A 19,680-nucleotide genomic window follows, 5' to 3' on the forward strand; every position below is an offset into this window, starting at 1 on the left:
GAAGAGTGAGAGGCGGTCTATTCATGTCCACCCAAGAAAAGAAACAAACCGTTCAAGCCGTTGGCGACTTCACCCCCTATGAAGCTGGTAAGGGTGAGGAGTACATGAGCGATGACATGCGGGCCCACTTTGTCTCCATCCTGAACAAGTGGAAGCAGGACCTGATGAAGGAAGTGGATCGGACTGTAGACCACATGAAGGAAGAGGCAGCCAACTTTGCCGACCCGGCAGACCGTGCCAGCCAGGAAGAAGAGTTTGCGCTGGAACTGCGCAATCGTGACCGCGAGCGCAAGTTGATCAAGAAGATCGACAAGACGCTGCAACTGATCCAGGACAAGGACTACGGCTGGTGCGAAGACTGCGGTGTTGAAATCGGTGTGCGCCGCCTGGAGGCCCGCCCTACCGCCGACAAGTGCTTCGACTGCAAGAACCTTGCGGAAATCAAGGAAAAACAGGTCGGCAAGGCCTGACCTGAACAGAACGGGGCGCTCAAGGCGCCCCGTTTCATTTATGGCTGTCGGATCTACCCGCCTGTGATGAACACCCCGCGCTACATCGGGCGCTTCGCCCCCACCCCCAGTGGTTTTCTGCATTTCGGCTCGCTGGTCGCCGCCCTCGCCTCGTGGCTGGACGCACGCGCGGTGGGCGGGCAATGGCTGCTGCGCATGGAAGACATCGACCCGCCGCGCGAAGCCCCCGGCGCCCAGGCCGCCATCCTGCACACCCTGGAAAACTACGGCCTGCACTGGGACGGCGCAGTGGTGTACCAGAGCCAGCGTCACGACGCCTATGCCGCTGTGGTGCAGCGCCTGTTCCAGCAGGGCCTGGCGTACGCCTGTACCTGTTCGCGCAAGCAGCTGGAAGGGTACAACGGCATCTATCCGGGCCTGTGTCGCAACCTGGGCCACGCCCAGGAGGACGCGGCCATTCGCCTGCGCGTGCCCGAGCTGAGCTATCACTTCACCGACCGTCTGCAGGGCCGCTTCGAGCAGCACCTGGGACGCGAGGTGGGCGACTTCGTGATCCGGCGCCGCGATGGCCTGTACGCTTACCAGCTGGCAGTGGTGCTGGACGATGCCTGGCAAGGCGTGACCGATATCGTGCGCGGCGCCGACCTGCTCGACAACACTCCGCGCCAGCTGTACCTGCAGGAGCTGCTGGGCCTGTCGCAGCCGCGCTACCTGCATGTGCCGCTGATCACCCAGCCCGACGGGCACAAACTGGGCAAGTCGTATCGCTCGGCACCGTTGCCGGCGGACCAGGCCACACCCTTGCTGTTGCGGGCCTTGCGTGCGCTCGGCCAACCGGTCGAGGCGGGCATGGCGCTGGGTACGCCGAGCGAGGTACTCACGCACGCCGCCCAGCACTGGAATACCGACGCCCTGCCCCGGCGCCTGAGCGTGCCCGAAGCCGACCTTCATTGATCGCTGCCCACTGCTGATACAGGCGCTGAGCCGTTCGCTGGCAGGCCAGCGCCCATCGGTGCACCGTTGCCCTCAAGGCCAGTACAGAACCTGGGCAGCGAAGAGGCCGGAACAGCTTGCACAAAGCCCAACAAATTCAATTCGTTGGGCATTCTGGCGAAGGTCGTTTGCAGGCATCGGCCCTTCCGTTACCATCGACGCCGATTTGCGCCAATAATAAGCCCAGGCACGCAGCGTCCACAGCCAACGAGGCCCGCATGTACATCTATCGCTTGGTCCTGCTTCTGGTAGTGGGGATCTACCTGTTCTCCCCGGCCATCATGGACTGGTGGATCGAACCCACCGGCGCCTGGTATCGCCCCTACCTGCTGTGGCTGATCCTGATCGTCGTGACCTTTATCCTGCAGAGCCAACGTGATGCCGATGAGCTTTAGCCTGACCCAGATGATCCTGATCAGCGCCGCCTACCTGCTGGTGCTGTTCGGCGTGGCCTGGATCAGCGAGCGCGGCATGATCCCGCGCTCGATCATTCGCCACCCACTGACCTATACCCTGTCGCTGGGCGTGTACGCCAGTGCCTGGGCCTTCTACGGCACAGTCGGCCTGGCCTACCAGTACGGCTACGGTTTCCTGGCCTGCTACCTGGGAGTGTCCGGTGCATTCCTGCTCGCCCCGGTGCTGCTCTATCCGATCCTGAAGATCACCCGCACCTACCAGCTCTCGTCGCTGGCCGACCTCATCGCGTTCCGCTTTCGCAGTACCTGGGCCGGCGCCCTCACCACGATCTTCATGCTGATCGGCGTGCTGCCGCTGCTGGCCCTGCAGATCCAGGCCGTGGCCGACTCCATCAGCATCCTCACCGGCGAGCCGGTCAAGAGTCGCGTGGCCCTGGCCTTCTGCGCCATGATCACGCTGTTCACCATCTTCTTTGGCTCACGCCATATCGCCACCCGCGAGAAACACGAAGGGCTGGTGTTCGCCATCGCCTTCGAGTCGGTGGTCAAGCTGCTGGCGTTGGGCGGTATCGGCCTGTATGCGCTGTACGGGGTGTTCGGCGGCCCGCACGAGCTGGAGGTGTGGCTGCTGCAGAACCAGACCGCCCTCGCCGCGCTGCACACACCCTTGCAGGAAGGCCCGTGGCGCACCCTGCTGCTGGTGTTCTTCGCCTCGGCCATCGTGATGCCGCACATGTACCACATGGCCTTTACCGAGAACCTCAACCCGCGCTCGCTGGTCAGCGCCAGCTGGGGCCTGCCGCTGTTCCTGCTGCTGATGAGCCTGGCGGTACCGCTTATCCTGTGGGCCGGGCTCAAGCTGGGCGCCAGCACCAGCCCGGAATACTTCACCCTGGGCCTGGGCATCGCCGCCAACAATCAGGCCCTGGCGCTACTGGCCTACATCGGCGGGCTATCCGCTGCCAGCGGGCTGATCATCGTCACCACGCTGGCGCTGTCGGGCATGGCGCTGAACCACCTGGTGCTGCCGCTGTACCAGCCGCCGGCCGAAGGCAACATTTATCGCTGGCTGAAATGGACGCGCCGCGCGCTGATCGTGGCGATCATCGCCGCCGGTTTCGGCTTCTATCTGCTGCTCGGCGCCCAGCAGGACCTGGCCAACCTGGGCATCGTCGCCTTCGTTGCCACCCTGCAGTTCCTGCCCGGCGTGCTGTCGGTGCTGTACTGGCCCACCGCCAACCGGCGCGGCTTCATCGCCGGCCTGCTGGCGGGGATCCTGGTGTGGATGGTGACCATGCTGCTGCCGCTGGTGGGCAACCTGCAGGGCTTCTACATTCCGCTGCTGAACATGATCTATGTGCTCGACGACACCAGCTGGCACATGGCGGCGATCGCCTCGCTGGCGGCCAACGTGCTGCTGTTCACCCTGATCTCGCTGTTCAGCAACGCCAGCGCCGAGGAAGTCGCCGCCGCCGAGGCCTGCGCCGTGGATAACGTGCGCCGTCCGCAACGGCGCGAACTGCACGCCGCCTCGCCGCAGGAATTCGCCACCCAGCTGGCCAAGCCACTGGGCGCCAAGGCCGCGCAGAAAGAAGTCGAGCAAGCCCTGCGCGACCTGTACCTGCCCTTCGACGAACGCCGCCCGTACGCCCTGCGACGTCTGCGCGACCGCATCGAGGCCAACCTGTCGGGCCTGATGGGCCCCAGCGTGGCACAGGACATGGTCGAGACCTTCCTGCCGTACAAGTCGGGCAGCGAAAACTACGTGACCGAAGACATCCATTTCATCGAGAGCCGCCTGGAAGACTATCACTCGCGCCTCACCGGCCTGGCCGCCGAGCTCGATGCCCTGCGCCGCTACCACCGCCAGACCCTGCAGGAGCTGCCCATGGGCGTCTGCTCGCTGGCCAAGGATCAGGAGATCCTGATGTGGAACAGGGCCATGGAAGAGCTGACCGGCATCCCCGCCAAGCGTGTGGTCGGCTCGCGCCTGACCACCATCGGCGAACCCTGGCGCGGCCTGTTGCTGGGGTTCATCAACGTGCCCGACGAGCACCTGCACAAGCAGCGCCTGGGCCTGGACGGGCAGACCCGCTGGCTCAACCTGCACAAGGCGGCCATCGACGAGCCCCTGGCACCGGGCAACAGCGGCCTGGTGCTGTTGGTGGAAGACCTCACCGAAACCCAGATGCTCGAAGACAAGCTGGTGCACTCCGAGCGCCTGGCCAGCATCGGCCGCCTGGCCGCCGGGGTCGCCCACGAAATCGGCAACCCGGTCACCGGCATCGCCTGCCTGGCGCAGAACCTGCGTGAAGAGCGCGAGGACGACGGCGAGATCACCGAGCTGAGCAGCCAGATCCTGGAGCAGACCAAACGCATCTCGCGCATTGTCCAGTCGCTGATGAGCTTCGCCCACGCCGGCAGCCACCAGCACAGTGACGAACCGGTGTGCCTGGCCGAAGTGGCGCAGGATGCCATCGGTCTGCTGGCCTTGAACCGGCGCAATTTCGAAGTACAGTTCTTCAACCTGTGCGACCCCGAGCACTGGGTCGACGGCGATCCGCAGCGCCTGGCGCAGGTACTCATCAACCTGCTGTCCAACGCCCGCGATGCATCGCCGGCCGGCACGGCGGTACGGGTCAAGAGCGAAGCCAGCGAGCACACCGTCGACCTGATCGTCGAGGACGAAGGCAGCGGCATTCCGAAGAGCATCATGGACCGGCTGTTCGAACCCTTCTTCACCACCAAGGATCCGGGCGAAGGCACCGGGCTGGGGCTCGCTCTGGTCTATTCCATCGTGGAAGAGCATTATGGACAAATCACCATCGACAGCCCGGCCGATACTCAAAGCCAGCGTGGCACCCGGATCCGTGTGACCCTGCCGCGTCATGTCGTAGCGACGTCCGCTGTGAACTGAGACCGTCGAGAGAATTGAATCAATGCCGCATATTCTGATCGTCGAAGACGAAACCATCATCCGCTCGGCCTTGCGTCGCCTGCTCGAACGCAACCAGTACCAGGTCAGCGAAGCCGGCTCGGTACAGGAGGCCCAGGAACGCTTCAGCATTCCGAGCTTCGACCTGATTGTCAGCGACCTGCGCCTGCCCGGCGCACCGGGTACCGAGCTGATCAAGCTGGGCGAAGGCAAGCCGGTGCTGATCATGACCAGCTACGCCAGCCTGCGCTCGGCCGTCGACTCGATGAAGATGGGCGCAGTGGACTACATCGCCAAGCCCTTCGATCACGACGAGATGCTCCAGGCCGTCGCCCGCATCCTGCGCGACCGCCAGAACGCCCCCGCCGCCCCTGCCGAGCGCAGCAGCGCCGGCGCCAAGGCGGCCCCGGCGGACAAGCCGGGCAATGCCAATGGCGAAATCGGCATCATCGGCTCGTGCCCGCCGATGCAGGACCTGTACGGCAAGATCCGCAAGGTCGCGCCCACCGACTCCAATGTACTGATCCAGGGTGAATCGGGTACCGGCAAGGAGCTGGTGGCGCGCGCGCTGCACAACCTGTCACGCCGGGCCAAGGCGCCGATGATTTCGGTCAACTGCGCGGCGATTCCCGAAAGCCTGATCGAGTCCGAGCTGTTCGGTCACGAAAAGGGCGCGTTCACCGGCGCCAGCGCCGGCCGTGCCGGCCTGGTCGAAGCGGCCGACGGGGGCACACTGTTTCTCGACGAGATCGGCGAACTGCCGCTCGAAGCCCAGGCCCGCCTGCTGCGCGTACTGCAGGAAGGCGAGATCCGACGGGTGGGCTCGGTGCAATCGCAAAAGGTCGATGTGCGCCTGATTGCCGCCACCCACCGCGACCTGAAGAACCTGGCCAAGGTCGGCCAGTTCCGCGAAGACCTTTACTATCGCCTGCACGTGATCGCCCTCAAGCTGCCCGCCCTGCGCGAGCGTGGCGCCGACGTCAACGAGATCGCCAATGCGTTCCTCGCCCGCCAGAGCGCACGCATCGGGCGCAACGACCTGAAGTTTGCCCATGACGCCGAACAGGCCATTCGTCATTACTCCTGGCCGGGCAACGTGCGAGAGCTGGAAAACGCTGTGGAGCGCGCGGTGATCCTGTGCGAAAGCCCGGAAATCTCTGCCGACCTGCTGGGCATCGACATCGAGCTGGCCGACCTGGAAGACGATGACGTGTTCGCCGGCCTGCCGTCTGCCGGTGGCGCCGCCAGCAACACCAGCCACGAACCGACCGAAGACCTGTCACTGGAAGACTACTTCCAGCACTTTGTACTCGAACACCAGGACCACATGACCGAGACCGAGCTGGCCCGCAAGCTCGGTGTCAGCCGCAAATGCCTGTGGGAACGTCGTCAGCGCCTGGGTATCCCGCGGCGCAAGAGCGGGGCCACCAGCGAAAGCTGAGCCAGCACGCGCACCGGTGTTACCGGCAGGTAACACCAGGGCGTGTGAAAAAAATGTTACCTCACGCTGATCACGTAACAGAAACCGGGGCATACGGTAACGAATCCCCGGTTTTTTTATGCCCGCCAAACGCCCCCAAAACCGCCTAACCCCTTGTTTTACTGGGGTTTGCAAAAGTTGGCACGGCACCTGCTATATGTTCGGTACAAGAACAATAACAAGCACTGCAAAAGACAATAAAAATAAGACGAATCGGCTCACGCACAATAAGAACAAGACGGCGGAGGCGCAGCTAACTGATTCTTTTGGAGAGGAGTTGTATTTGGGGCTTGCCCCACAACCAGGCAGAGAACAACAAAAACTGCACTCAAGCAGGGCCTGAACTGGTTGGATCGCATGATCACTGCAACCTCAGCGACCAAAGCAATCCGTTTGCTCTTGACTCCCGGTTAGGGAGAACACCCACAAGCCTTGCGGTTTTGTGGGTAGGGCACTCAACAAAAACAAGAAGCCCGGCAAAAGAACAATAAGAGCATGCAACTACTTCTTGGGGAGCTTCGGCTCCCCTTGTAGTTTCCGGCTTTCAGCCCGCCCGATGCACCCGCCTACACCATCCTTCGAGTAAATGCTAGAATCCCCGCCCATCATGCGGCCATTCTTCGTTTTTGGCCGAACATTCCTTCAAACAGTGCATCCCATGCTGAAGAAGTTGTTCCAGTCATTCCGTCCTACCGTGCGTGGCCAGCACCACATTCGCACCACGCCCGAAGTGATCAATAGCGGCCAGCATTCACTGCAACGTGGCCAGTTCAGCCGCCACGCGGTGAACATCGTCGAGCGCCTGCAGAACGCAGGCTACCAGGCCTACCTGGTCGGCGGTTGCGTTCGCGATCAACTCCTGGGCATTACCCCCAAGGACTTCGACGTCGCCACCAGTGCCACCCCCGAACAGGTCCGTGCAGAGTTTCGCAACGCCCGGATCATCGGCCGGCGGTTCAAGCTGGTGCATATCCATTTCGGTCGCGAAATCATCGAAGTCGCCACCTTCCGCGCCAACCATCCCGAGGTCGAGGAAGAGAACAGCCACACCTCTTCACGCAACGAGAGCGGGCGCATCCTGCGTGACAATGTATACGGCACCCTGGAAGAAGACGCGCAGCGCCGCGACTTCACCATCAACGCCCTGTACTACGATCCGGTCAGCGAGCGCATTCTCGATTACGCCAACGGCGTGCACGATATCCGCAACCGTCTGATCCGCCTGATCGGCGACCCTGTGCAGCGCTACCAGGAAGACCCGGTACGTATGCTGCGGGCCGTGCGCTTCGCGGCCAAGCTCAACTTCGGTATCGAAAAGCACACCGTGCAGCCGATCCGCGAGCTGGCCCCGATGCTGCGTGAAATCCCTGCCGCACGCCTGTTCGAAGAAACCCTGAAGCTGTTCCTGTCCGGCTATGCGGCCGACACCTTCGAGATGCTGGTCGACCTGCAACTGTTCGACCCGCTGTTTCCGGCCAGTGCCCAGGCGCTGGAAGACCAGCCGACCTACACCCACACCCTGATCAGCCAGGCGCTGATCAACACCGACCTGCGCATCAAGCAAGGCAAGCCGGTCACCCCGGCCTTCCTGTTCGCCGCCATGCTCTGGCCGGCGCTGCCAGGGCGTGCCCTGCGCCTGCAGAGCCGCGGCATGCCGCCGATCCCGGCCCTGCAGGAAGCCGCCCACGAGCTGATCGCCGAACAGTGCCAGCGCATTGCGATCCCCAAGCGCTTCACGATGCCGATCCGCGAGATCTGGGACATGCAGGAGCGCCTGCCACGGCGCCGCGGCAAACGTGCCGACCTGCTGCTGGACAACCCGCGTTTTCGCGCCGGCTACGACTTCCTGCTGCTGCGCGAGAGCGCGGGCGAGGAAACCGACGGCCTGGGCCAATGGTGGACCGACTACCAGGAATGCAACGACAGCGAGCGCCGCGACATGATCCGTGACCTGGGCAGCCGCGACGACGGCGCCGGCGCGGGCCCGCGCAAACGCAAGCGCAGCCCGAGCAAGCGCAAGCGCGCCGACGGCGCAGGCGAGTAACGCCGCATGGTGCGTGCCTACATCGGCCTGGGCAGCAACCTGGCCGACCCGCAACAGCAACTGCGCAGCGCCCTCGAGGCGCTGGGCCGGTTGCCGGGTTCGCAACTGGCCGGTGTGTCGTCGTTCTACGCCAGCGACTCGCTGTCGCCTGGCCAGCCGCGCTACACCAACGCGGTTGCGGCGCTCGATACTTCGCTGGCGCCGCTGGCGCTGCTCGATGCCCTGCAGGCCATCGAGGCCGACCAGGGCCGCGAACGCAAGGAACGCTGGGGCCCACGCACCCTGGACCTGGATATCCTGCTGTATGCCGATCAGGTGCTCGACGAGCCGCGCCTGAAGGTTCCCCACTATCACATGCACGCCCGCCCGTTCGTGCTGTACCCCCTGGCAGAGCTGGTGCCCGGCGACTTCTGCCTGCCCGACCAGCGCCCCCTCGCGCAATGGCTGGCAGAATGCCCGTTCGTTGGCCTCGAGCGCCTGTAACCGGGCGCTCCCCCACGCGGTAACGCCCGTAACAGCGCCTTCGTAACAATGCGGTAACAGGGTAATTGACTTCAGTCTTCGTGCTCACGACTATAGGCGTCCCGCAGCGCCCCGGCGCCGCATAAGGCGTATATAGGCCTGGAACAGGGTTGTACTCCAAACACCACAATCGATGATGTGCTGTTCCAGTAGATGAATACACGCGTTGTACGCAGTCGTTTTTCACAGCGCCTGAACGAGGATTCCTTTCATGCCAGAAGTAACCCTGACCACCCTGCAAGGCCTCAAGGCCAAGGGCGAGAAAATAACCATGCTGACCTGCTATGACGCGACCTTTGCCAAGGTGGCGAGTCAGGCCGGCGTGGAAATATTGCTGGTGGGTGACTCCCTGGGCATGGTCCTGCAGGGCCATGACAGCACCTTGCCGGTGACCAACGCCGAAATGGCCTACCACACCGCCTGCGTCAAGCGCGGCAACCAGGGTGCGCTGATTCTGGCCGACCTGCCCTTCATGGCCTGCGCCACCACCGAGCAGGCCTTCGCCAATGCCGGCGCACTGATGCAGGCCGGCGCGCACATGGTCAAGGTCGAGGGCGCCGCCTGGCTGGCCGAGACCATTCGCCTGCTGGCCGAACGCGGCGTGCCGGTGTGTGCGCACATGGGCCTCACGCCGCAGACCGTGAACATCCTGGGCGGCTACAAGGTCCAGGGCCGCCAGGAGAACCAGGCACGGCAGATGCGCGCCGACGCTATCGCCCTGGAGCAGGCCGGCGCAGCCATGCTGCTGCTCGAATGTGTGCCCAGCGAGCTGGCGGCGGAAATCACCCAGGCCGTGACCATTCCGGTCATCGGCATCGGTGCCGGCAGCGCCACCGATGGCCAGGTACTGGTGATGCACGACATGCTCGGCCTGTCGCTCAGCGGCCGCGTGCCCAAGTTCGTGAAGAACTTCATGCTCGGCCAGCCCGACATTGCCGGTGCTTTCGGTGCCTACGTGCAAGCCGTCAAGGGCGTGACCTTCCCCGGCACCGAACATGGGTTCAGCGCATGAACACCGTCAAGACCATCCTTGAACTGCGCGCTGCGGTCGCCCGCGCACGCAGCGAGGGCAAGCGCATCGGCTTCGTGCCCACCATGGGCAACCTGCACAGCGGGCATGCCGCGCTGGTGACCAAGGCCGCGCAGCGGGCAGATTTCGTGGTGGCGAGCATCTTCGTCAACCCGCTGCAGTTCGGCGCCAACGAAGACCTCGACAAGTACCCGCGCACCCTCGCCGCCGACCAGGAAAAACTCCTGCAGGCCGGCTGCCACCTGCTGTTCACCCCCAACGTCGAAGAAATGTACCCCGACGGCATGGCGGCCCAGACCCTGGTCAGCGTGCCGCACCTGTCCGAAGGGCTGTGTGGCGCCAGCCGTCCCGGGCACTTCGAGGGTGTTGCCACGGTGGTCAGCAAGCTGTTCAACATGGTCCAGCCCGACCTGGCCGTGTTCGGCCAGAAGGACTTCCAGCAACTGGCGGTGATCCGCGCGCTGGTGCGCGACCTCAACCTGCCCATCCAGATCATCGGCGAACCGACCGTGCGCGCCGAGGACGGCCTGGCCCTGTCGTCGCGCAACGGTTACCTGACCGACGCACAACGTGCCACTGCGCCCACGATCTACCGCACCCTGAGCCGGATCGCCCAGGCAATCGGCCAGGGCCGCCGTGACTTCGAGGTGCTGATCGCCGAAGGTCGGCAACAACTGGTGGAGGCCGGCTTCAAGCCCGACTACCTGGAAATCCGTCAGGCGCTGAACCTGCGCCCGGCAGGGGCGCACGACCGCGACCTGGTGATTCTGGTGGCAGCGGTACTGGGCGCCACGCGCCTGATCGACAACCTTCACCTGAACCTCGACGAACAGTGACAACGCACCCGGCCGGGCTGCCGGGCAATTAACCTGCCACACTGGAAACGGGCCCGTCTTTCCAGTGTCAAAGGCAGTTCACGTACCAAGGAAACCTGCAGCGATGGCGTACTACCGCACCCCCCACGATGTCACTACGCTGCCCGCCTGGCAGGCGCTCCAGCAACACCGCAGCGCCATGCAGGGCTTCAGCATGCGCGAAGCGTTCAACGCCAACCCGCAGCGCTTCGAGCAGTTCAGCCTGAGCAGCTGCGGGCTGTTTCTGGACTATTCGAAGAACCTCATCGACCGCCAGACCCGCGACCTGCTGGTGGGGCTGGCCAACGAAGTGGGCCTGCAGGACGCGATCAAGTCGCTGTTCGCCGGCGAAATCGTCAACGCCTCCGAAGGCCGCCCGGCCCTGCATACCGCGCTGCGGCGCCCGGTGGGCGACAAACTGAGCGTCAATGGCGTGAACATCATGCCCGACGTGCACAAGGTGCTGAATCAGGTCACCGAGCTGGTGGGGCGCATCCACGACGGCCTGTGGCGCGGCTACAGCGAAAAGCCGATCACCGACGTGGTCAACATCGGCATCGGCGGCTCGTTCCTCGGCCCGGAGCTGGTCTCCGAGGCCCTGCTGCCCTACGCCCAGCGCGGCGTGCGCTGCCACTACCTGGCCAATATCGACGGCAGCGAATTCCACGAGCTGTCGGCCAAGCTGCGTGCCGAGACCACGCTGTTCATCGTGTCGTCCAAATCCTTCAATACCCTGGAAACCCTGAAGAACGCCCAGGCGGCTCGGGTCTGGTACCTGGCCCAGGGTGGTTCGGAAGCCGAGCTGTACAAGCACTTCATCGCCGTATCGAGCAACAAGGCCGCTGCGGTGGCCTTCGGTATCCGTGAAGAGAACATCTTCCCGATGTGGGACTGGGTAGGCGGACGCTATTCGCTGTGGTCGGCCATCGGCCTGCCGATCGCCCTGGCCATCGGCACCGCCAACTTCAAGGAGCTGCTGTCGGGTGCCTACACCATGGACCAGCACTTCCAGACCGCACCGTTCGAGCAGAACATGCCGGTGCTGCTGGCCTTGCTGGGCGTGTGGTATGGCAACTTCTGGGGCGCCCAGAGCCACGCGATCCTGCCGTACGACCATTACCTGCGCAACATCACCAAGCACCTGCAGCAACTGGACATGGAGTCCAACGGCAAGAGCGTGCGCCAGGACGGCACCCCGGTCGACCACGACACCGGGCCGGTGATCTGGGGCGGCGTGGGCTGCAACGGCCAGCATGCCTATCACCAGTTGCTGCACCAGGGCACCCAGCTGATCCCGGCCGACTTCATCGTGCCGGTGGTGAGCTTCAACCCGGTGGCCGACCACCACCAGTGGCTGTACGCCAACTGCCTGTCCCAGAGCCAGGCGTTGATGCTCGGCAAGACCCGCGCCGAGGCCGAGGCCGAGCTGCGCGACAAGGGCATGGCCGAAGCCGAGGTGCAGCGCCTGGCGCCGCACAAGGTGATCCCGGGCAACCGTCCGAGCAACACCTTGGTGGTGGAGCGCATCAGCCCGCGGCGCCTGGGCGCGCTGGTGGCGATGTACGAGCACAAGGTGTTCGTGCAGAGCGTGGTGTGGGGCATCAATGCCTTCGACCAGTGGGGAGTGGAGCTTGGCAAGGAACTGGGCAAGGGCGTGTACCAGCGCCTGACCGGCGGTATCGAAGAGCCGGCCGAAGATGCCTCGACCCAGGGCCTGATCAACTACTTCCGCGGGCGTCACCGGGGCTAAGGGCTACACTGTCGGGATGTTGTTGTACCCATCGCGGGCCAAGCCCGCTCCCACAGGTACGATGCACACCGCGTGGGAGCGGGCTTGGCCCGCGATGGGAGCGACACCTATCCAACAGGAAAGGGCCCCCCAATGTTCGATATCAGCGACTACCCCGAAGCCGATGCCGTCAGCAAGGCGGCACAACTCTCCCAGGCCGACTACCAGCGCCTGTATCGCCAGTCCGTAGACGATCCCGACACCTTCTGGGCCGAACAAGCCAGGCGCCTGGACTGGATCATCCCCTGGTCGGCTGTTCAGCAGAGCGATCTGCGCACGGGCCAGGCAACCTGGTTCAAGGATGCCAAACTCAACGTCAGCTACAACTGCCTGGACCGCCACCTGGCTCAGCGCGGCGACCAGCCGGCGATCATCTGGGAAGGCGACGACCCGCAGCAGTCCACCACCCTCACCTACCGCCAGGTTCATCAGCAGGTGTGCCGCCTGGCCAACGTGCTCAAGCAGCGCGGGGTGAAAAAGGGCGACCGGGTGTGCATCTACATGCCGATGATTCCCGAAGCTGCCTTCGCCATGCTGGCCTGTACCCGCATCGGCGCGATTCACTCGGTGGTGTTCGGCGGCTTTTCCCCCGACGCCCTGCGCGACCGCATCCTCGACGCCGACTGCCGCACGGTGATTACCGCCGACGAAGGCGTGCGCGGCGCCAGGAGCATTGGCCTGAAGAACAACGTCGACAAGGCCCTGCAAAGCTGCCCGGACGTCAGCAGCGTGGTGGTGGTACGCCGCACCGGCGGCCCGGTGGACTGGAACGAAGGCCGCGACCTCTGGTACCACGAGGCAATCAGCCAGGTGGGCGACGACTGCCCGCCCGAGCCGATGGATGCGGAAGACCCGCTGTTCATCCTCTACACCTCCGGCAGCACCGGCAAGCCCAAGGGCGTGCTGCACACCAGCGCCGGCTACCTGCTGCAGGCCGCCCTGACCTTCAAGGTGGTGTTCGACTACCGCGACGGCGAGGTGTTCTGGTGCACCGCCGATGTCGGCTGGGTAACCGGCCACAGCTACATCGTCTACGGCCCGCTCGCCAACGGCGCCACCACCCTGATGTTCGAAGGCGTGCCCAACTACCCCAATGCCTCGCGCTTCTGGCAGGTGGTCGACAAGCACCAGGTAAACATCTTCTATACCGCCCCCACCGCTCTGCGGGCACTGATGCGCGAAGGTTCGGCGCCGCTCGACGGTACCTCGCGCAAGAGCCTGCGCCTGCTGGGCAGCGTGGGCGAGCCGATCAACCCGGAAGCCTGGGAATGGTACTTCGAGAAAGTCGGTGAGAAGCGCTGCCCGATCGTCGACACCTGGTGGCAGACCGAGACCGGCGGCATCATGCTCAGCCCGCTGGTCAGCGCCCGCCACATCAAGCCCGGTTGCGCCACCCGTCCGCTGTTCGGCGTGCAGCCAGTGCTGCTGGACGACAAGGGCGCGCTGATCGAGGGCCCCGGCAGCGGGCTGCTGGCGATCAAGGCCAGTTGGCCGGGGCAGATCCGCAGCGTATACGGCGATCATCAGCGCATGATCGACACCTACTTCAAACCCCTGCCGGGCTACTACTTCACCGGCGACGGCGCGCGCCGCGATGCCGATGGCGACCTGTGGATAACCGGGCGCATCGACGACGTGATCAACGTGTCCGGGCACCGCATCGGCACTGCCGAGGTGGAAAGTGCCCTGGTGCTGCACGACAGCATCGCCGAAGCCGCCGTGGTCGGGTACCCTCACGACCTGAAGGGCCAGGGCATCTATGCCTTCGTCACGCCCATGAACGGCGTGACCCCGGACGACCACCTCAAGCAGGCACTGCTGGCGCTGGTCAGCAAGGAGATCGGCAGCTTTGCCAAACCCGAGCTGATCCAGTGGGCGCCAGCACTGCCCAAGACCCGCTCGGGCAAGATCATGCGCCGCATCCTGCGCAAGATCGCCTGCAACGAGCTGGACAACCTGGGCGACACCTCGACCCTGGCCGACCCGAGCGTGGTCCAAGGCCTGATCGAAAAACGCCTGAATCAATGAACGGCACCGCGGCGACGGTGCCTCAAGGTACCCATGGAAGCGCTACGCCGCCGTATCGAAACACAGTTGCTGAGCCTCACGGGCCTGGCCCTGGGCCAACTCGACCTCGAACAGCCCAAGGGCGACCCCGGGCTGTTCGGTCCGCGCAGCATCAGCTGGCAGGTGCACGGGGATTTCCCCAGCATGCTCATCGGCGGTATCAGCGCCTTGCTGCTGCAGGTGCTGCACCCGCTGGCCCTGGCCGGGGTGTGGGACCATTCCAGCTTTCGCCAGGACATCATCGGCCGCCTGCGCCGCACCAGCCAGTTCATCTCCGGCACCACCTTCGGCTCCACCCGCGACGCCGAATGGCTGATCGACAAGGTACGCACCATTCACCTGCAGGTGGTGGGGACCGCGGCCGATGGCCGCCCGTATGCCGCCAGTGACCCGGACCTGCTGACCTGGGTGCACGTGGCCGAAGTCAGCAGCTTCATGGCCGCGCACCTGCGCTACCGCAACCCGCACCTCTCGCTGGCCGACCAGGACGCCTACTACGCCGAGATCGCCCTGGTGGCCGAACGCCTGGGGGCTCGCAACGTGCCGCGTTCGCGCCAGGCGGTGGCGCACTACCTGCAAGCCATGCGCCCGCAACTGGTATGCGACGAGCGCAGCCGCGAAGTGGTGCGTGTGTTGCTGGAGGCCCCGGCGCCGAGCCGCCTGGCCAAACCGGTGGCCAACCTGATGATGCAGGCGGGGATCAACCTGCTGCCCGATTGGGCCGGCGAACTGCTCGAGCGCACGCCGCACCCGCTCAAGCGGCGGCTGGTAGGCCTGGGCATCGACAGCACGGCGCCGGTGCTGCGCTGGGCCATGCGCGACAGTTCGCTGCACCGGGCCAGGCGGCGAGTGGGCTGCGCCTGAACAGGTGCAAGGCACCCGCCTGCTGTTAAACTGCACGCCCGCAAACCAAGGCTACGTGCATGTCCTCCTTGAATCAGGCGCTGCGCGCCGCCCTCGACGCCCGCCAGCAGCTTCTAAGTGAGCTGCACTCCCAGGGCACCGACTGTTACCGGCTGTTCCACGGCAGCCAGGAAGGCGCGGGCGGACTGACCGTCGACCGCTATGGACCGCAGTTGCTGGTACAGAGCTTTCACCACACCCTCGAGCGCGATGCCCTGCTGGACCTGCATGGGCACATCGAGCGCGAACTGGGCCTGCCACTGCTGCTGGTGTACAACGACCGCTCCCAGGGCAACAGCCGCATCGACCGGCGCGACCCGGTCTACCAGCCCAGCGAGGCCGCGCTGGCCGACCTGGTCGGTCACGAGTGGGGCCTGAACTACCGCGTGCGCGGTCGCCATGCCGGCCAGGACCCGCTGTTGTTTCTGGACCTGCGCAATGCCCGTGGCTGGGTCAAGCAACACAGTGCCGGCAAACGCGTGCTCAACCTGTTCGCCTATACCTGCGGGGTAGGCCTGAGCGCTGCCGCCGGAGGTGCCAGCGCGGTGTGCAATCTGGATTTCGCCGAAGGCAACCTGGCCGTTGGCCGCGAGAACGGCGCACTCAACCCGCAACTGGCGCCCATGGAGTTCATCCAGTCCGACTACTTTCCGGCCATTCGCCAGCTGGCAGGCCTGCCGGTCAGCCAGCGTCGCGGGCACAAGCTGCCGGCCTACCCGCGCCTGGAGCCGCGCGAGTTCGACCTGGTACTGCTCGACCCGCCTGCCTGGGCCAAGAGCGCGTTCGGCACCGTCGACCTGCTGCGTGATTACCAGAGCCTGCTCAAGCCCGCCCTGCTGAGCACGGCCGAAGGCGGCGTGCTGATCTGTTGCAACAACCTGGCCAAGGTTGGCCTCGACGACTGGCGCGAGCAAGTACTGCGTTGCGCACAGAAGATCGGCCGCCCGGTGCGGGAATGGCAGGTGCTCAAGCCGGCAGACGACTTCCCGTCACTGGACGGACAGCCGCCCCTGAAGTGCTTGATCCTGCAGCTGTAAGTGGAAAAAACCGCAGGTGGTCCGGTATTTCGGACTACCTTCGGAACCGAATTAACGTGCCATACTCCAAGCACTCCCGCTCTAGACAGACGACGCCGCACATGCCCAAAGGATTGAAACGCGCCCTCGGCGCCTTGTTGGCCGGCCTGGCCCTGTACAGCCTCCTCGGTTTCCTGATCCTGCCTGGCGTAGCCTTGCGCATCGCCAATCAGCAGTTGGCCAGTTACGCCACCGTGCCGGCGCACATCCAGCGTATCGAGCTCAATCCGTTCAGCCTCGAGCTGACGCTATGGGGCTTGCAGATCGGCGAGACCGGCAAGGAGCAGGTCGGCTTCGAACGCCTCTACGCCAACCTGCAGCTCGACAGCCTGTGGTCCGGTGCCCTGCACCTGGCAGCCGTCGAGCTGGACAAGCCGCGCACCGAGCTGCTGTTCGCCAAGGACGGCAGCCTGAACCTGACCCAGCTGTTCAAGCTGCCGCCCAGCGAGCCCAAGCCCGAGACGCCGGCAAGCGAACCGTTCCCGCTGCGCATCGGCAGCATCAAGCTGAGCGAGGGCTACCTGCACTTCCAGGACCTGCGCCCGAGCGAGCCGATCGAGTTCCTCTACGACTCGATGAACCTGGAGCTGAAGAACCTCAGCACCCTGCCCGACGACAATGCCGACATGACCCTGGTGGCCGCCGGGCCAGAGGGCGGGCGCATCGACTGGGCCGGCACCATCAGCCTGGTACCGATCGCCTCCGAAGGCACCCTCAAGGTCACCGACGGCAAGATGAAGGTGTGGTGGCCGTACGTGCGCGACGCCCTGCCGCTGGTGCTTGAAGACGGCGTGCTCAACCTGGACACCCATTACAAGCTCAACCTGTCGAAGGAAACCGAGCTGCTGCTGGACAACGCCTCGCTCAGCATCGCCCCCTTCGCGATCAAGGCCCCGGACGGTCGCCCGCTGGCCCGCCTGGCCCGACTGGACGTGAGTGAAACCACGGTCGACCTGGCCAAACAGCTGGTCACGGTCGGCAAGATCCGCAGTGAAAAGCTGGAAACCTGGGCTGCCCTGGAAGCCGACGGCCAGCTCGACTGGCAAAAACTCTTCGCCAGCCAGCCTGCCAAGGCCACCCCCAAGGAAAAGGCCGAGCCGGCCACTGCCGGGGCCGCGCCGCAGGAAGCCAGCGCCAAGGCCGCGCCCGGCAAGCCGTGGCAGGTGCTGCTGCGCGACGTGCAACTGCGCAACTACCAGGTTCATCTGGCCGATCGCTCGCAGAAAGAAGCGGTGGCGCTGGATGTCGGACCGCTCAACCTCGACCTGCAGAACTTCGACAGCCTCAACAAGAGCCCCTTCACCCTCAAGCTCGACAGCGGCGTCGGCCGCCAGGGCAAGCTGCAGGCATCGGGTGAGGTCAACCTGGCACCGGTCAGCGCCCGGCTCAAGGTCAGCACACAGGACATCGACCTGCGGGTCGCCCAGGCCTACATCAGCCCGTTCATTCGCCTGGAGCTGCGCAGCGGCATGCTCGGCAGCGACCTGAACGTGGACCTGAAGAACACCGCCCCGCTGGCGTTCAGCGTCACCGGCAAGGCGCAGGTCAATCAGTTGCATACCCTGGACACCATCAAGGGCCGTGACTTCGTCAAATGGCAGCAACTGAACGTGGACGGCCTGGACTATCGCCACGGCGATGCGCTGAGCATTGCCAAGGTGACCCTGCAGCAGCCCTATGCCCGCTTCATGATCAACGAAGACCGCACCACCAGCGTGGATGACCTGCTGATTCCGCAGCCGGCCAACGGCGCCGCCAAGCCCCAGGGCAAGCGCACGGCCAGCAATGAAAAGCCCTTGGGTATCCGTATCGGTGGCATCGACATCAACGATGGCTCGGCCAACTTCGCCGACTTCAGCCTGACGCCCAACTTCGCCACCGCCATCCAGCAGCTGAACGGCCAGATCGGCACCATCGACAACCGCCAGCCACACCCGGCCAAGGTCGATATCAAGGGCAAGGTGGACCGTTATGCGCCCGTCACCATCAAGGGCGCGCTCAACCCGTTCGACCCGATGGCCAGCCTGGACATCGCCACCAGCTTCAAGCGTGTCGAGCTGACGACCCTGACGCCGTACTCGGGCAAGTTCGCCGGCTACCGGATTCGCAAGGGCCGCCTGAACCTGGACCTGCATTACCTGATCACCAAGGGCCAGCTCAAGGCCGAGAACAAGGTGGTGGTCGAGCAGTTGCAACTGGGTGAGAAGGTCGACAGCCCCGACGCCGTCAACCTGCCGATTCGCCTGGCGATCGCGCTGCTCAAGGACACCGAGGGCAAGATCTCCATCGAGCTGCCGGTGTCGGGCGACCTCAACAACCCGCAGTTCAGCGTAATGCCGATCGTGTGGCAGACCCTGCGCAACCTGGTGCTGCGCGCCGCCCAGGCGCCGTTCAAGTTCATCGGCGGGCTGGTCAGTGGTGGCGGTTCCGAAGACCTGGGCACCGTGTCCTTCGCCCCCGGCTCAAGCGAGCTGAGCAGCGATGCCCAGGGCTCGCTGGACAAGCTGGCGGCAGCACTCAAGGAACGCCCTGCCCTGCGCCTGGAAATCGAAGGCACCAGCGCCCAGAGCAGCGACGGGCCACTGATTGCCGCACAGCGTCTGGATCGTGAGTACCAGAGCACCTACTACAAGATCCTTCAGCGTCGCGGCGACAAGGTGCCGGCACAGGCCTCGCAACTGCAGGTGCCCGATGGCGACAAGCCGGCCATGCTCGAGGGTATCTACCGCACCCGTCTCAAGCAGCAGCCACCGGCCGAGTGGGAGCAGCTGGACCGTGCACAGCGCACTGCCAAGCTGCAGGAAGCGGTGATCAAGTCATGGGCCGAGAGCACCGTGCTGCTGCGTCAGCTCGGTCAGGCACGCGCCAGCAGCATCAAGGACTACCTGGTCGACAAGGGTCAGTTGCAAGACGACCGGGTGTACTTCATCGACGCCACGCTGGGCCAGGCCGAAGCGGATGGCCGGGTGATCTCGCCCCTGCACCTGGACGCCGAGTAGGGCTGGCGGGGAGCACTGACGCCAGGCCAGTGTTCCAGCGCACAAAGAAAAGCCCCGGCTGACTGCGCCGGGGCTTTAGGGTTGGCCACCTCCGTGTGGCCT

Annotated in this window: 14 protein-coding genes; all 14 read left to right on the forward strand. The window is 64.8% G+C overall.

The features are described 5' to 3' along the window. The first annotated feature begins 23 nt into the window (after window positions 1-23). The 14 genes from dksA (at window position 24) to MF6396_RS19410 (ending at window position 19,578) form a co-directional block, all read left to right on the forward strand. Window positions 24-470, forward strand: coding sequence for an RNA polymerase-binding protein DksA (dksA, locus tag MF6396_RS19350; RefSeq protein WP_043863802.1), 447 nt, complete (start codon window positions 24-26; stop codon window positions 468-470). Window positions 471-536: 66 nt separating this feature from the next. After that, on the forward strand, window positions 537-1,424 hold the full coding sequence (gene gluQRS / locus MF6396_RS19355; RefSeq protein WP_078481323.1) for a tRNA glutamyl-Q(34) synthetase GluQRS: 888 nt from the start codon (window positions 537-539) through the stop codon (window positions 1,422-1,424). 257 nt (window positions 1,425-1,681) lie between these two features. Continuing rightward, window positions 1,682-1,858: a hypothetical protein gene (locus MF6396_RS28245; RefSeq protein WP_003250005.1), complete on the forward strand. Its 177-nt coding sequence runs from the start codon at window positions 1,682-1,684 to the stop codon at window positions 1,856-1,858. Next, window positions 1,842-4,796, forward strand: a complete 2,955-nt coding sequence (locus MF6396_RS19360) for a sensor histidine kinase (RefSeq protein ID WP_162484883.1) — start codon at window positions 1,842-1,844, stop codon at window positions 4,794-4,796. The genes MF6396_RS28245 and MF6396_RS19360 overlap by 17 nt, the downstream gene beginning before the upstream one ends. A 22-nt stretch (window positions 4,797-4,818) precedes the next feature. Further along, on the forward strand, window positions 4,819-6,255 hold the full coding sequence (locus tag MF6396_RS19365) for a sigma-54-dependent transcriptional regulator (protein ID WP_043863805.1): 1,437 nt from the start codon (window positions 4,819-4,821) through the stop codon (window positions 6,253-6,255). 697 nt (window positions 6,256-6,952) lie between these two features. Further along, window positions 6,953-8,338, forward strand: a complete 1,386-nt coding sequence (locus MF6396_RS19370; RefSeq protein ID WP_078481324.1) for a polynucleotide adenylyltransferase PcnB — start codon at window positions 6,953-6,955, stop codon at window positions 8,336-8,338. Between the two features lie 6 nt (window positions 8,339-8,344). Continuing rightward, window positions 8,345-8,821, forward strand: coding sequence for a 2-amino-4-hydroxy-6-hydroxymethyldihydropteridine diphosphokinase (gene folK / locus MF6396_RS19375; protein ID WP_043863807.1), 477 nt, complete (start codon window positions 8,345-8,347; stop codon window positions 8,819-8,821). A 250-nt stretch (window positions 8,822-9,071) separates the two neighbouring features. Continuing rightward, a complete protein-coding gene (panB, locus tag MF6396_RS19380) occupies window positions 9,072-9,872 on the forward strand; it encodes a 3-methyl-2-oxobutanoate hydroxymethyltransferase (RefSeq protein ID WP_043863808.1) in 801 nt (266 codons plus the stop codon). Further along, window positions 9,869-10,726 carry a pantoate--beta-alanine ligase gene (gene panC, locus MF6396_RS19385; RefSeq protein ID WP_078481325.1) on the forward strand — a complete coding sequence of 286 codons (858 nt, stop codon included), beginning with the start codon at window positions 9,869-9,871 and terminating at the stop codon, window positions 10,724-10,726. The genes panB and panC overlap by 4 nt, the downstream gene beginning before the upstream one ends. 103 nt (window positions 10,727-10,829) lie before the next feature. Beyond that, complete coding sequence (pgi, locus tag MF6396_RS19390) at window positions 10,830-12,494, forward strand: glucose-6-phosphate isomerase (RefSeq protein WP_078481326.1); 1,665 nt, start codon at window positions 10,830-10,832, stop codon at window positions 12,492-12,494. Window positions 12,495-12,626: 132 nt separating this feature from the next. After that, a complete protein-coding gene (acs, locus tag MF6396_RS19395) occupies window positions 12,627-14,561 on the forward strand; it encodes an acetate--CoA ligase (RefSeq protein WP_078481328.1) in 1,935 nt (644 codons plus the stop codon). Between the two features lie 33 nt (window positions 14,562-14,594). Then, on the forward strand, window positions 14,595-15,464 hold the full coding sequence (locus MF6396_RS19400; protein WP_058540550.1) for an oxygenase MpaB family protein: 870 nt from the start codon (window positions 14,595-14,597) through the stop codon (window positions 15,462-15,464). 59 nt (window positions 15,465-15,523) lie between these two features. Next, window positions 15,524-16,540: a class I SAM-dependent rRNA methyltransferase gene (locus MF6396_RS19405; RefSeq protein WP_078481329.1), complete on the forward strand. Its 1,017-nt coding sequence runs from the start codon at window positions 15,524-15,526 to the stop codon at window positions 16,538-16,540. Window positions 16,541-16,596: 56 nt separating this feature from the next. Beyond that, window positions 16,597-19,578, forward strand: a complete 2,982-nt coding sequence (locus tag MF6396_RS19410; RefSeq protein WP_443217215.1) for a DUF748 domain-containing protein — start codon at window positions 16,597-16,599, stop codon at window positions 19,576-19,578. The last annotated feature ends 102 nt before the right edge of the window (window positions 19,579-19,680 follow it).

The organism is Pseudomonas sp. MF6396 (genome assembly GCF_002018915.1).
Taxonomy (GTDB): Bacteria; Pseudomonadota; Gammaproteobacteria; order Pseudomonadales; family Pseudomonadaceae; genus Aquipseudomonas; species Aquipseudomonas palmensis.

Excerpts from the sequence above, each read along its gene's own strand:
- dksA (WP_043863802.1), top strand. The coding sequence starts at position 24 with ATGTCCACCCAAGAAAAGAAACAAACCGTTCAAGCCGTTGGCGACTTC.
- gluQRS (WP_078481323.1), top strand. The coding sequence starts at position 537 with ATGAACACCCCGCGCTACATCGGGCGCTTCGCCCCCACCCCCAGTGGT.
- MF6396_RS28245 (WP_003250005.1), top strand. The coding sequence starts at position 1,682 with ATGTACATCTATCGCTTGGTCCTGCTTCTGGTAGTGGGGATCTACCTG.
- MF6396_RS19360 (WP_162484883.1), top strand. The coding sequence starts at position 1,842 with ATGCCGATGAGCTTTAGCCTGACCCAGATGATCCTGATCAGCGCCGCC.
- MF6396_RS19365 (WP_043863805.1), top strand. The coding sequence starts at position 4,819 with ATGCCGCATATTCTGATCGTCGAAGACGAAACCATCATCCGCTCGGCC.
- MF6396_RS19370 (WP_078481324.1), top strand. The coding sequence starts at position 6,953 with ATGCTGAAGAAGTTGTTCCAGTCATTCCGTCCTACCGTGCGTGGCCAG.
- folK (WP_043863807.1), top strand. The coding sequence starts at position 8,345 with ATGGTGCGTGCCTACATCGGCCTGGGCAGCAACCTGGCCGACCCGCAA.
- panB (WP_043863808.1), top strand. The coding sequence starts at position 9,072 with ATGCCAGAAGTAACCCTGACCACCCTGCAAGGCCTCAAGGCCAAGGGC.
- panC (WP_078481325.1), top strand. The coding sequence starts at position 9,869 with ATGAACACCGTCAAGACCATCCTTGAACTGCGCGCTGCGGTCGCCCGC.
- pgi (WP_078481326.1), top strand. The coding sequence starts at position 10,830 with ATGGCGTACTACCGCACCCCCCACGATGTCACTACGCTGCCCGCCTGG.
- acs (WP_078481328.1), top strand. The coding sequence starts at position 12,627 with ATGTTCGATATCAGCGACTACCCCGAAGCCGATGCCGTCAGCAAGGCG.
- MF6396_RS19400 (WP_058540550.1), top strand. The coding sequence starts at position 14,595 with ATGGAAGCGCTACGCCGCCGTATCGAAACACAGTTGCTGAGCCTCACG.
- MF6396_RS19405 (WP_078481329.1), top strand. The coding sequence starts at position 15,524 with ATGTCCTCCTTGAATCAGGCGCTGCGCGCCGCCCTCGACGCCCGCCAG.